Here is a 12,810-nt window from a genome sequence, read left to right as displayed (position 1 = left end):
ACCACTTCTCACATCACCTCACTCCACAAGGAGCATTTACATGCACGTTTTCGTCACTGGTGGGACCGGCCATTCCGGTCCGTATATCATTTCCGACCTTATCGCAGCCGGTCACGAGGTCACTGCGCTTGCCCGGTCGGACAAGTCTGCGGAAGCGGTGTCCGCGCTTGGCGCCAAGGTGCGTCGCGGCGACCTCGATGATCTCGATGGGTTAAAAGCGGCGGCCGCAGACTTCGACGGCGTCATCCACGTCGCGCACCGGCAAGACCTGCTTCCCACCGGTGGCCTCGACGCGGTGGCTGCCGCGGAGCAAAAGATCATGCTCGCATACGGTGAGGCTCTGAAGGGGACCGGAAAGCCGCTGGTCACGTCGGGGAGCATTGGCTCGCCGGGTTGGGAACATCTCGGCCGCCCAGCCACCGAGGAGGACGCCACCCTCTCTGGCGGCGAGAAGTTCAAGGGCACCTTGCGAGTTCGCAACATTGTCGAAACGACCGTGCTCGGTCTCGCCGAGCAAGGCGTGCGCTCTTCGGTCGTACGGATTCCGACGATCATGCACAGCACGAGCGACAATGCCGGTTTCCTCCCGATACTGATCGGGCTTGCGAAGGAGAAGGGCGTTGTCGGCTATCCCGGCGACGGCAAGAACAATTGGTCGGCCGTGCACGCCCGCGACCTCGCCGCCGTGTTCCGTCTGGCGCTGGAGAAGAGCCCCGCCGGGAGGAATTGGCATGCGGTTGCCGATGAGGCTATTGCGTTCCGCGAGATCGCCGAAGCCATCGGCAGCCGCTTGAACCTGCCGGCCGTGCCGATTCCCGCGGATGAGCTGATGCTGCCAGGCTTTTTCGGGTTCCTCGCGAATCTGGTGAAGCTGGACGTCGCCGCGTCCAATGCCATCACCCGCCGGGCCCTCGGCTGGGAACCCACTCAGCCCGGCCTGCTCAAGGACCTGGACAACGGCCATTATTTCCCCGCCGGCTGACCAGCTTGGACACGACGAGCATAACTCAACTCTTTAGGAGACTGCACATGAGCATTATCAGCATCATCGGCTCAGGAACCATGGCCGCAGCGATCGCTGGCCGTACAGCCAAGGTCGGACACACTGTCGAGGTTGTCAGCCGAGACCCCGCCAAGGCGCGGGCGCTCGCCGACCAACTCGCAGCCGGAGCGACCACAGGGGCGTACGGGACAGCGCCGGCGGGCGACATCGTCATCCTCGCCGTGCCATACCAGAATGCGGCTTCGGTGGTGGCCGACTTTGGGGACGCGCTCGACGGCAAGGTGATCATCGACATCGCCAACCCGGTTGCCCCTGACCTCTCGGGCCTCGTCACCCCTCACGACAGTTCTGGCGCGCAGGAGACCGCCAAGGGCCTTCCCGCCGGCGCGCACATCGTCAAGGCGTTCAACACGATCTTCGGTCACGTACTTGCCAGGGGTGGACGCCTCGACGCGTTCATCGCAGCCGACGATGCGGAGGCGAAGGCGCGCGTTTCGACCTTCCTCGAAAGTCTCGGGCTGCGTCCGTTCGACGTCGGCGGCCTGCACATGGCCCAGACGCTTGAGGCGCTCGGCCTGATGATGATCGGCCTGGCCAAAAACGGCGCCGGCACCTGGGACTTCGCCATAAACGTCGATCTTGGCTGAATCCACCGACACCACGTCCATACCGGCAGGTCCGCAACAACACTGGGAGCAAGTCGTTTCTCACGTCGTTCTCATCAACCAACCCAGTGGAGTTGTCTGGCGACGGCGGCTTTCCGGCTAGCCGGAACGGCGGTTGAAATTTTTTGCAGATCGCAGCAAACCTATGCATCGATCGGGAACAGCATCAGAAACTGCCGGTCGCCTTCCGGGGTAAAGAGGATCGAGCGGCTTTCAGCCGTGCGTCGCGCCCAGCTCTTGTCGAGGAAGTTTGACAGCAGCGCCTTGCCGAGGCTGCCGGCAAGATGGGCGCGTCTTTCGCTCCAGTCGAGGCAGGAGCGGCAGAGCGGCCGGCGCGACGATTTCAGGTCGCCGACATCGATGCCGATGCATTTGAGATCGTTTTCGCCCTTTTCGGTCAGCGCCAGCCCGTCGCCGACCGCGTCGATCGAGCCTGAAGCAATCAGGCTGTCGAGCATGCGCACGCCGTAATCGCCGGCCAGATGATCGAAGCAGATGCGCGCCTTGCGCAGCGCCGGCTCTTTCGGCCCCGGCTGGTGGCGCAGATGCCCGCGTCCGGCGGCAAAGCCCATCATGCTTTCGATCAGCCGGGCGACGGCCTCGTCGGCCAATGTGAAATAGCGGTGACGCCCCTGCTTGCGCTGGGCAAGCAGCCCGCCGGCTTCGAGCTTGGCAAGATGCGTGCTCGCCGTCTGCACTGTGATGCCGCCGACGCCGGCAAGCTCGGTCGCCGTCAATGCGCGGCCGCCCGTCAGTGCCGCCAGCATGTTGGCGCGGGCGGGATCGCCGATGAGCGCGCCGATCTGGGCAATATCAGGACCTTCCTTCATACTTCGATCGTAACCGAAGCATCGCCGTCAAGCAATGTGCGAAAAGGATGGAGAGCAAAAGGAGAAACCGATGATTACCTGCTTCATCCGCTACGAGATCGATCCTTTCAAGAAAGAGGCGTTTGCCGAATATGCCCGCAACTGGGGTCAGGCCATCCCCAGGAATGGCGCCGATCTGATCGGTTATTTCGGTCCGCACGAGGGGTCGGCGACCACGGCCTATGGCGTCTACAATATCGAAAGCCTCACCGCCTACGAGGCCTATCGCGCCAGGCTGGCCGCCGACCCGCTCGGCCGCGAAAATTACGAATTCGCCAGGCGCGAAGGTTTTATCCGCAAGGAGGATCGAATCTTCCTCAAAAACGTCTCCGCCCCTCACGCCAAGCTGGTGCTGTCATGATCGCCGTCATCTTCGAAGTCGTGCCCTATATGGGCGAGCGCCATAAATATCTGGATCTAGCCGGCGAATTGCGCGGCGAACTCGAAAAGATCGACGGCTTCATCTCGATCGAGCGTTTCGAGAGCCTGACCAACCGCGGCAAACTGCTGTCGCTTTCCTTCTTCCGCGACGAGGAGGCCGTCCGAAAATGGCGCAACCTCGAAGCCCACCGCGCCGCCCAGCAGGCCGGCCGCGGCGGCATCTTCGCCGATTACCGCCTGCGGATCGCCAGTGTCGTGCGCGATTACGGCATGTTCGAACGCGACGAGGCGCCGGCCGACAGCCGCAACGTGCACGATGCGGCGTGAGGACGGGGAGGGGCGATGTCATCAGCAATAAATTCCCGAAATCGGCCGCCGCTTCAGGCTTTGGTAACGAAGTTGGGTAACCATAACGGAGAGTTAAGCGTCAAGCGTATGAGTGAGTATCAGAATGGCATCAGTTTTTCCGCTTGCCGGCCTCAAGGCTTCCGTCCGGTCGGGTTCCCGGCCGGATTCTCGGTCGGGGTCTTGGGTCGACACGATCATCAAGGGTGATTGCGTCAGCGCCCTTGAGGCTCTGCCCAGCCACTCCGTCGATATCATCTTTGCCGATCCCCCGTATAATCTCCAGCTCGGCGGAACGCTGCATCGTCCCGACCAGTCGCTGGTCGATGCCGTCGATGACGAATGGGATCAGTTCGCTTCGTTCGAGGCCTATGATGCCTTTACCCGCGCCTGGCTGCTGGCCTGCCGGCGTGTGCTGAAGCCGACTGGCTCGATCTGGGTGATCGGCTCCTACCACAATATCTTCCGCGTCGGCGCCACGCTGCAGGATCTGAATTTCTGGATCTTGAACGACATCATCTGGCGCAAGACCAACCCGATGCCGAATTTCAAGGGCCGCCGCTTCCAGAACGCCCATGAGACGATGATCTGGGCAAGCCCCAATGCCAAGGCCAAGGGCTATACCTTCAATTACGATGCGATGAAGGCCGCCAATGACGACGTGCAGATGCGCTCCGACTGGCTGTTCCCGATCTGCAATGGCAATGAGCGGCTGAAGGGCGAGGACGGCAAGAAGGTGCATCCGACCCAGAAGCCGGAAGCGTTGCTTGCCCGCGTCATCATGGCCTCGACCAAACCAGGCGATATCGTGCTCGATCCCTTTTTCGGCTCGGGAACAACGGGTGCCGTCGCCAAGCGCCTCGGCCGCCACTTCGTCGGCATCGAGCGCGAGCAGGATTATATCGATGCGGCCTCGGCCCGCATCGCCGCCGTCGAGCCGCTCGGCAAGGCGGAACTGACCGTCATGACCGGCAAGAAGGCCGAAGTTCGCGTCGCCTTCAACGTGCTGGTCGAAAGCGGCCTGATCAAGCCCGGCCAGGTGCTGACCGATGCCAAACGCCGTTACAGCGCCATCGTGCGCGCCGACGGCACCGTGGCGTCAGGCGGCGACGCCGGCTCCATTCATCGCCTCGGCGCCAAGGTGCAGGGTCTCGATGCATGCAACGGATGGACCTTCTGGCATTTCGAAGACGGGCAGTCCCTGCGCCCGATCGACGATCTCAGGTCCGTCATCCGCAGTGATCTGGCAAAGGTGGGTTGAGCAGCACCCAAATCAGAAAACTGCAGCATGATGTCGTCCGAAAACCGCTTACACTTTTCGGCATCATGCTCCGGCGGATCGAAATATCTTCTTCCGGTTTCCCTCCAGTTGCGGAAGAAGGCTAAGACGCCCGGGGTTCGAACCCCGGGCGTCTTCAATTCAAAAAGTCCCAATCATCAGAAATCCTTGTAATCGGTGACGTCGACGCGGGTGATGCGGCCTTCCGAATTGAAGGTGATCGTCTCCTCACCGTCGCGGATCAGCGGCTTGCCCGTTTTGCTATGGGTGGCGCGAAGCGACCAGACCGCCCGGCCGGACAGCGGGGTCAGTGTCTCCACCAGCGAATTTTCCGCCGTCTGATCGGGATAGTCTTCGAAATATTTCCGGAAGGCCGCCATGATCTCAGCCCGGCCGGCAAGGCTGCCGACGCCGTTTGAGACATAGGTGGCGTCATCGGCGAAATAGGCCTCGATCGCCGGGAAATCCAGCGCGTTGATGGCGGCGTGAAAGCGGTCGATTTCCTCTGCCGGGTCGAAAGCCATGGGGTCAGACCTTCAATCCGTACGCGGCGAGATCGCTGCGCAGTTTCTCGGCACCCGAAAACAGCACCGCATTCCAGCCGAAGGCCTTGGCGCCTTCGACATTGACCGGCGCGTCGTCGATGAAAATCGTTGCCTTGGGATCGAGGCCGAAGCTCTTCGTATGGCTCTCGTAGATCGCGAGATCCGGCTTGATCAGGCCGACATCGCCGGAAACGGTGACGCCGCGTGGCAGGGTGAGGAAGGGGAAACGCGCCTGCGCCTCGCGAAACGTGTCGGAGGCGAAGTTGGTCAGCATCGTCACGTCGCGCCCTTCGGCGATCAGCCCCTCCATGATCGCGACGCTGTCCTCATAGGCGTGCGGCACCATCTCGTGCCAATATTTGCGGAAGGCGCGGATATGTTCTTCGCGGGCAGGGTGCTCTTTAATCAGCAGCGCTTCGGCCTCCGCCCATGTGCGGCCGCGGTCCTGCTCGATGTTCCAGTCATGAGTGCAGATATTGGCGAAGAACCAGTTGCGCTCGGTCTCATCGGGAATGAGCCGGCTGAAGGCAAGATGCGGATCGTAATGAATAAGGACTTTGCCGATATCGAAAACAATATGCTTTATCTCGGTGGTCATGGTCATCCCTTGGATGTTTTGAACGCGAGAGGAATAGCCGCCGCGATCGCTTTTTTCATGATTGTGGGTAAGGCCTGCGCTTCAAGATTTGTAACCGGCTCCCACCATTCGTCATTCGGGCTGACATTCGTTTTTGGCTTGCCGGCGATCGCCGCCCGCCAGATCGACAGCCGGAGCTCGAAATGGGTGAAGACATGGATGACGGTGCCGCATGCCTGCCAGGCCGCCTCGAAGGGCGCGGCTGAGGCCGAGGTTTCGCCGTCGAGGCGCGCCGTCCAGGCCGTTGTCGGCACCTCGGTCATGCCGCCGAGCAGGCCGCTGTCGATGCGCCGCCGCAGCAGGATCTCGCCATCGTCAGTCACCGCGATGAAGGCCGCGCCCTGCCGCACCGGCTTTTCCTTCTTTGCCGCCTTAACCGGAAAGAGCTCGGGATCGGAAAGTTTCAGCGCCTCGCAGGCGCCGCGGAACGGACAGAGCGAACAGGCCGGCCGTTTCGGCGTGCAGATCGTCGCCCCGAGATCCATCATCGCCTGGGCAAAATCGCCTGGCCGCAGAGCCGGCGTCAGCGCCGCCACCTTCTGCTTCATCAGTGGCTTTCCCGCCGGAAGCGGCGTGTCGATCGCATAGAGCCTGGAGATCACCCGCTCGACATTGCCGTCCATCACCGCCGCCTGCCGGTTGAAGGCAATGGCCGCGACGGCCGCTGCCGTATAGTCGCCGATCCCGGGCAGGGATTTGAGCCCTTCTTCGGTATCGGGAAAGACGCCGCCATGCTCTTTCGCCACTGCTTCGGCGCATTTCTTCAGGTTGCGGGCCCGCGCGTAATAGCCAAGCCCCGCCCAGGCGGCCATCACCGCGTCGCTTTCGGCCGCGGCAAGATCGGTCACCGCAGGCCAGCGTTCGAGAAACCTGGAGAAATAGGGTTTGACCGCCTGCACCGTCGTCTGTTGCAGCATCACCTCGGAAAGCCAGACGCGATAGGGATCGGGTTTGACGCCGCCGGCCGCCATGCCGGGCGAGACCCGCCAGGGCAGGTCGCGGTGGTGGCGGTCGTACCAGTCGAGCAGGGGCTTTGCGGAGGGAGTGTCGGGTTTCGTGAGCGTCATGATTTGCCGGGATCGGGGGAAGTGCCTATACTTGGCGAAGCAGTGCCGCGCGATCAAGCCGGTGATGCGAATTGCCTGTGCGATTGGCAGGGGCATCCAAGGGTTTCGATGAGTTATCCACGCAAAGGTGCAAAGCAGATTTCCGAGCTGGCGAACGGGCTGATCGATCCCGTCCTGGCGCGCCGCGCCGGCATCAACACGGCCCTGCTCGGCTCATGGAGCGAAATCGCCGGCGAGGATTTTGCCGATTGCACCCGCCCGGAAAAGATCGCCTGGGCCCGCGGCGGCAATGAGGTCGGCGGCTTCCGCCCCGGTGTGCTGACGATTGCCTGCGAAGGCGCGCGCGCGCTTTTTCTCACCCATGCCCAGGGTGAACTCATCCAGCGCATCAACAGCTTCTTCGGCTTTGCCGCCGTCCACCAGATCCGCATCGTCCAGAAGCCGGTCTCAAACCCCGCCCGCCGCTCCCGCACCCCGCCGCCGCTGAAGGGCGAAGCCGCCCGCAAGCTCGAAGGCATGATGGAAGGCATAGAGGGCGACAAACTGCGCCAGGCGATCCAGCGCTTAGGGACCGCGGTGATGGGCAAGCGGGGGAGTGGGCGCTAGCGCGTTTTCGTCCTCAGTGGGGCCATGGATCCCAGGCTCAAGGCCTGGGATGACGGAGATGGAGGACCGCGAGAGGCTGGACGCGCGCCAATAGCGCCTATCTCCGCACCGTCGCTGTATTCGCAGAAGCCTACCCCGCCCTCCGTCGTGCTCGGGCTTGACCCGAGCATCCATGCACAAGCACTCTGCTCCCATTACTTAGAGCCCCTCGGAAATACGCATGCGTATCCGAGGGACCACTGGCGATCGAGCGCCTCGGATGCCATACTTGCATAGCAGACAGGAGAAAGATCATGCTGGCCTTGCGGTTGCCGCCTGATATCGAAGCGCGCCTTGAGGATCTCGCCAAGCGCACGGGCCGCAGCAAAAGCTTCTATGCACGTCAAGCCATCATCGAACATCTTAACGATCTCGAGGATATCTATCTCGCCGAAAAGCGCCTCGAAGAGTTCCGTCGGGGTGACAGCGATAGCGTGCCGCTGGCCGAGCTGGTGGCGCGTCATGGCATGGAGAATTGAGTTTCACCGAGCCGCCGAGCAATAAGCTTTGAAAGCTTGGGCATGTGCGGATTGGCAACCGCCGCGATGTCTATCGATGAATCCGCATACGCATCGATCGCAATTTTGGCTCGCGGTCCCATCACGGTCACAATTCTTTGAAGGAAGTTGGTGAACCGTGGCTTGTGAGCGGCCGCCAGCCGTTATATCGCACAGTCACGCCGTCACTCTCATTGCTTATGGGGAACCCATGCAGATGTCTGAAATGCAACTGACGAAACGCCGCCTCCTGGGTGGGATCGCCATCGCCGCAGCTGCCGCAGCGCTTGTCGCCTGCAACGACAGCAAGGACGCTGCCGATGCTTCGTCCTCCGGCAAGACCCTGGCCGACGGCACCAATGTCGACACCATCCAGACGGCGGCGACATCGCCGGCCGAAACGCCGCAATCCGATGGCGATGTCGACATGGCCGCAGTGCTGAAGCCCGGCCCGCTGCCTGAGATGGCGCTCGGCAAGGCTGACGCCCCGGTCAAGATCGTCGAATACATGTCGATGACCTGCCCGCATTGCGCCCATTTCCACAACACCACCTTCGATGCGATCAAGCAGAAATATGTCGACGCCGGCAAGGTGCAGTTCATCATTCGCGAATTCCCCTTCGACCCGCGTGCCGCCGCCGCCTTCATGCTCGCCCGCTGCAGCCCCGCCAATCCGGAGCAGCTGAGCGCGCCGGAGCAATATTTCCCGATGGTTTCGATGCTGTTCAAGCAGCAGCAGGTCTGGGCCGCCGCCGATGACGGCCGCAGCGCACTGCTGCAGATGTCGAAGCTCGCCGGATTTACTGAGGATAGCTTCACGAAATGCTTGACGAACCAGAAGCTTCTGGATGAAGTGAACGCCGTGCGGGAAAGAGGTTCCAAGGATTTCGGCGTCAATGCCACGCCGACTTTCCTCATCAATGGCAAGCGCTACTCTGGAGACATGCCGGTTGAAACCTTGTCGGGGCTCATCGACAGTCTGCTCTGAACCGATCCGTTTGACGATAACGGGCGACGGTGAAAGCCGTGCGCCCGTTTTTTTGTGGCTGCGGTGCGGCTCCTTGCCCACCCCGCGCCGCGGAGCTTCTGCATGAAGTTCAACAAGCTGCGCCTGGTCGGCTTCAAATCCTTCGTCGAGCCGACGGAATTCATCATCGAGCGGGGGCTGACCGGCGTCGTCGGCCCGAACGGCTGCGGCAAGTCCAACCTCGTCGAGGCGCTGCGCTGGGTGATGGGCGAGAATTCCTACAAGAACATGCGCGCCTCCGGCATGGACGACGTGATCTTTTCGGGCTCGGGAAACCGCCCGGCCCGCAACACCGCCGAAGTGGCGCTCTATCTCGACAATGCAACGCGCACCGCGCCTGCCGCCTTCAACGACAGCGACGAGATCCAGGTCACCCGCCGCATCGAGCGTGAACAGGGTTCGCTCTACCGCATCAACGGCAAGGAAAGCCGCGCCAAGGACGTGCAACTGCTGTTTGCCGACGCCTCCACCGGCGCCCGTTCGCCCTCGATGGTCGGGCAGGGGCGGATCGGCGAGCTGATCCAGGCAAAGCCGCAGGCCCGCCGCCAGCTGCTGGAAGAGGCGGCCGGCATCTCGGGCCTGCATTCCCGCCGCCACGAGGCCGAATTGCGGCTGCGGGCCGCCGAGGGCAATCTCGAGCGTCTCGACGACGTCACCTCGCAGCTCGAAAGCCAGATCGAGAGCCTGAAGCGGCAGGCCCGCCAGGCAAACCGCTTCAAGACGCTGTCCGCCGATATCCGCGCCCGCGAGGCGATGCTCTTGCATATTCGCTGGGTGCAGGCCAAGGAAGCTGAGGCCGAGGCGGACAGCGCGCTGAACCAGGCGACATCAGTCGTCGCCGAAAAGGCGCAAGCCCAGATGGAGGCGGCGAAGAACCAGGCCATCGCCAGCTTGAAGCTACCGGAACTGCGCGAGGGTGAGGCGCGCGCCGCCGCCGCTCTGCAGCGGTTGCAGATCGCCCGAAGCCAGCTGGAGGAGGATGTCGGCCGCATTCTGCGCCGCCGCGACGAGCTGACACGCCGTCTCGCCCAGCTTGGCGAGGATATCCGCCGCGAGGAGCGGCTGGTCGCCGACAATGCCGGTATCCTGGCAAGGCTCGATGCCGAAGAGGCCGAGATTTCCGAAGTGCTGGCCGATTCCGGCCGTTATGCCGAGGAAACCCGCGAGGCCTTCGAGGGAGCGGCGGCAAAACTTGCCGACAGCGAACGCATCTTCACCCAGCTGACCGCCGAGCGCGCCGAGGCCGCTGCCGGCCGCAACCAGCTGGAGCGCGCCATCCGCGATCTCGCTGACCGCAGGATGCGCCTCGAACGCCAGATGAATGAGGCCAACCACGAACTCGCAACCATCGGCGACAAGATCGCCGGCCTGCCTGACCCGGATGAAAAACGCGCCATCGTCGAGGCCGGTGAAATCGCGCTCGCCGACGCCGAAGCCGCCGTCCAGCTCGTCGAGCAGGCGCTTGCCGCCGCCCGCCAGACCGAGGCGCTGGCGCGCGCACCGGTCGAACAGGCCCGCTCGAGCCTCAATGCGCTGGAAACCGAAGCCCGCACCATTTCCCGCATGCTTGCCGCTGGTGCCGCTGCCGGCAAATTTCCGCCGGTTGCCGATGAGCTGAAGGTCGATCGCGGCTTCGAAACAGCACTGGGTGCTGCCCTCGGCGACGATCTGGAATCGCCGCTCGCTGCCGAGGCCCCGGCTCATTGGTCTGACAATGGTGATGGCGCCGGCGACCCGGCACTGCCAACCGGCGTCACGCCGCTGCTTGCCCATATCAGCGCGCCCGCCGCACTCACCCGCCGCCTGCGCCAGATCGGCCTGGTCGGGGCGGGGGATGCCGAGCGCCTGATGGCGGCGCTGCAGCCCGGCCAGCGGCTGGTGACGAAAGACGGCGCCGTCTACCGCTGGGACGGCCACGTGACAGGTGCCGACGCCCCGAGCGCTGCAGCCCTGCGGCTTGCCCAGAAGAACCGCCTGGCCGAACTCGAAGGCGAGGCGGCCCTTGCCCGCGACGTGCTTGCCGAAGCCGAGGAGCGGCAGGCCGCCGCCGCTGATGCGATCCGCGGCGAAGAACGACGGCTTGCCGAGGCCCGCGACATGAGCCGGCTGTCCTCCCGTCATCTCGCCGAGGCGCGCGATGCGCTTGGAGCCGCCGAGCGGGCCTCTGGCGATCTGATCCGCCGCCGCGATGTCGTCAGCGAGGCGGTCAGCCAGCTGGGCGCGCAGCTGGAGGAGGTCGCCATCCAGGAAGAGAATGCCCGCATCGAGCTGGAGGACGCGCCCGATCTCACCGCGATCGACGAGCGGCTGCGCTACCAGCAGGCGGAGGTGGCGACCGATCGCGGCGCGCTGGCCGAAAGCCGCGCTCGCCACGAAAGCCTTGCCCGGGAAAATGAAGCCCGGCAGCGCCGCATCCTGGCGATCGGCCAGGAGCGCGAGACCTGGCGCCAGCGGGCGGCAAGTGCTGAAGAGCACGTCGCCACGCTGCGCGAACGCGAGGAAGAGGCGCGCGAAGAGGCAGCCGAGCTCGAATTGGCGCCGGACGAATTCGACGACAAGCGCCGCGCTTTGATGAGCGAATTGCAGAAGGCCGAGGAGGCGCGCCGCAACGCCGGCGATCTTCTGGCCGAGGCCGAACGCATCCAGCGCGAGGCCGACCACAAGGCGACCACCGCACTGTCGGAACTTGCCGAATGCCGTGAACGCCGCGGCCGCGCCGAGGAGCGCCTGGTTTCCGCCCGCGAGAAGCGCCAGGAAGGCGAAAGCCGCATCCGCGAGGTCCTGAATGTCGCCCCGCACGAAGCGCTGCAGCTGACCGGGCGTCCGGCCATGCAGGCGCTTCCCGACCCGCGCGAGGTCGAGCGCGAGCTGGAGCGCCTCAGGATCGAGCGCGAGCGGCTCGGCGCCGTCAACCTGCGCGCCGACGAGGAACAGAAGGAGCTGAGTGACAAGCTCGAAGCGCTGATCAGGGAACGCGACGACGTCATCGACGCGATCCGCAAGCTGCGCGGCGCCATCCAGAGCCTCAACCGCGAGGGCCGCGAACGGCTGATCGCCGCCTTCGACATCGTCAATGCCCAGTTCAAGCGGCTGTTCACCCATCTTTTCGGCGGCGGCACCGCCGAGCTGCAGCTGATCGAATCCGACGACCCGCTGGAAGCCGGCCTCGAAATCCTGGCCCGGCCGCCGGGCAAGAAGCCGCAGACCATGACGCTGCTCTCAGGCGGCGAACAGGCGCTGACGGCGATGGCGCTGATCTTTGCCGTCTTCCTCACCAATCCGGCGCCGATCTGCGTGCTCGACGAAGTCGACGCGCCGCTCGACGACCACAATGTCGAGCGCTACTGCAACCTGATGGATGAAATGGCGGCGTCGACCGAAACCCGCTTCGTCATCATCACCCACAATCCGATCACCATGGCCCGCATGAACCGCCTCTTCGGCGTCACCATGGCCGAGCAGGGCGTCTCCACCCTCGTCTCCGTCGACCTGCAGACCGCCGAGCGCCTGCGCGAGATCGCCTGAGCAATTCCAGCCTGGATCAGCGCAATTTCAGCAAAGCCGTGACGCGGTTTTGCGCCCAGAAATTGCGTGAAATCAGAAAACTGGGAATAAACACCAAAAAAGGTCGGCTCTCTTGCCGCCTGTACCCCATTTGGGTGATGCTCTTTTCGCTGACTTGCATTAGAAGTTGTTTCGACGCAACCTAATTACCCAGCTGAAAAGCTGGCAATCAAGCGTTGCGCATTGTCGAATTTGCGTGCGGTTTTCCGGGCGAGGGCAAGAACCGGAAGCCGTTAGAGTAATTCCAGGGAAGGACAGATCTGTTTTCCCCGGAGTTGCGTAAGAT

The 12,810-nt window shown here is 63.4% G+C and carries 13 protein-coding genes; 9 read left to right on the top strand and 4 right to left on the bottom strand.

All coding sequences use genetic code 11. The features are described 5' to 3' along the window. Positions 1-40 precede the first annotated feature (40 nt). Both HJB83_RS15070 and HJB83_RS15065 read left to right on the top strand, forming a co-directional pair. Positions 41-982 carry an SDR family oxidoreductase gene (locus HJB83_RS15070; protein WP_221116916.1) on the top strand — a complete coding sequence of 314 codons (942 nt, stop codon included), beginning with the start codon at positions 41-43 and terminating at the stop codon, positions 980-982. A gap of 5 nt (positions 983-987) precedes the next feature. Beyond that, the gene (locus HJB83_RS15065; RefSeq protein ID WP_259671148.1) at positions 988-1,650 is read left to right on the top strand and encodes an NADPH-dependent F420 reductase; all 663 of its coding nucleotides are present in this window, start codon (positions 988-990) and stop codon (positions 1,648-1,650) included. 161 nt (positions 1,651-1,811) lie between these two features. Here HJB83_RS15065 and HJB83_RS15060 read toward each other — a convergent pair whose 3' ends face one another. Then, positions 1,812-2,498, bottom strand: a complete 687-nt coding sequence (locus HJB83_RS15060; RefSeq protein WP_221132240.1) for a helix-turn-helix transcriptional regulator — start codon at positions 2,496-2,498, stop codon at positions 1,812-1,814. A gap of 70 nt (positions 2,499-2,568) precedes the next feature. Here HJB83_RS15060 and HJB83_RS15055 point away from each other — a divergent pair, with 70 nt between their 5' ends. From HJB83_RS15055 to HJB83_RS15045, 3 genes are all read left to right on the top strand, one after another. After that, complete coding sequence (locus HJB83_RS15055; RefSeq protein ID WP_221132239.1) at positions 2,569-2,898, top strand: NIPSNAP family protein; 330 nt, start codon at positions 2,569-2,571, stop codon at positions 2,896-2,898. After that, positions 2,895-3,245, top strand: a complete 351-nt coding sequence (locus HJB83_RS15050; RefSeq protein ID WP_221132238.1) for an antibiotic biosynthesis monooxygenase — start codon at positions 2,895-2,897, stop codon at positions 3,243-3,245. Before HJB83_RS15055 ends, HJB83_RS15050 begins: the two co-directional genes overlap by 4 nt. Before the next feature lie 124 nt (positions 3,246-3,369). Beyond that, positions 3,370-4,524, top strand: coding sequence for a site-specific DNA-methyltransferase (locus tag HJB83_RS15045; protein WP_221132236.1), 1,155 nt, complete (start codon positions 3,370-3,372; stop codon positions 4,522-4,524). Between the two features lie 176 nt (positions 4,525-4,700). Here HJB83_RS15045 and HJB83_RS15040 read toward each other — a convergent pair whose 3' ends face one another. Genes HJB83_RS15040 through mutY form a run of 3 tightly spaced genes read right to left on the bottom strand, consistent with a single transcriptional unit; the run spans position 4,701 to position 6,791 of the window. Continuing rightward, on the bottom strand, positions 4,701-5,066 hold the full coding sequence (locus HJB83_RS15040) for a nuclear transport factor 2 family protein (RefSeq protein WP_221132235.1): 366 nt from the start codon (positions 5,064-5,066) through the stop codon (positions 4,701-4,703). A 4-nt stretch (positions 5,067-5,070) separates the two neighbouring features. Then, positions 5,071-5,685, bottom strand: a complete 615-nt coding sequence (locus HJB83_RS15035; protein WP_221132234.1) for an HAD family phosphatase — start codon at positions 5,683-5,685, stop codon at positions 5,071-5,073. Positions 5,686-5,687: 2 nt separating this feature from the next. Then, positions 5,688-6,791, bottom strand: coding sequence for an A/G-specific adenine glycosylase (mutY, locus tag HJB83_RS15030; RefSeq protein ID WP_207583261.1), 1,104 nt, complete (start codon positions 6,789-6,791; stop codon positions 5,688-5,690). Between the two features lie 108 nt (positions 6,792-6,899). On the opposite strand from mutY, the gene HJB83_RS15025 reads away from it, so the two are divergent. From HJB83_RS15025 to HJB83_RS15010, 4 genes are all read left to right on the top strand, one after another. After that, positions 6,900-7,397: a DUF721 domain-containing protein gene (locus HJB83_RS15025; protein WP_221116925.1), complete on the top strand. Its 498-nt coding sequence runs from the start codon at positions 6,900-6,902 to the stop codon at positions 7,395-7,397. A 293-nt stretch (positions 7,398-7,690) separates the two neighbouring features. Continuing rightward, complete coding sequence (locus HJB83_RS15020; protein WP_221116926.1) at positions 7,691-7,915, top strand: TraY domain-containing protein; 225 nt, start codon at positions 7,691-7,693, stop codon at positions 7,913-7,915. Between the two features lie 235 nt (positions 7,916-8,150). Next, positions 8,151-8,921: a DsbA family protein gene (locus HJB83_RS15015; protein WP_405049172.1), complete on the top strand. Its 771-nt coding sequence runs from the start codon at positions 8,151-8,153 to the stop codon at positions 8,919-8,921. A gap of 102 nt (positions 8,922-9,023) precedes the next feature. After that, on the top strand, positions 9,024-12,485 hold the full coding sequence (locus tag HJB83_RS15010) for a chromosome segregation SMC family protein (protein ID WP_221132232.1): 3,462 nt from the start codon (positions 9,024-9,026) through the stop codon (positions 12,483-12,485). The last annotated feature ends 325 nt before the right edge of the window (positions 12,486-12,810 follow it).

Source organism: Rhizobium sp. NZLR11, from assembly GCF_019685115.1.
Taxonomy (GTDB): Bacteria; Pseudomonadota; Alphaproteobacteria; order Rhizobiales; family Rhizobiaceae; genus Rhizobium.
The sequence above is the reverse complement of the archived record's forward strand: the minus strand, read 5'-3'. Positions and strand labels throughout refer to the sequence as shown.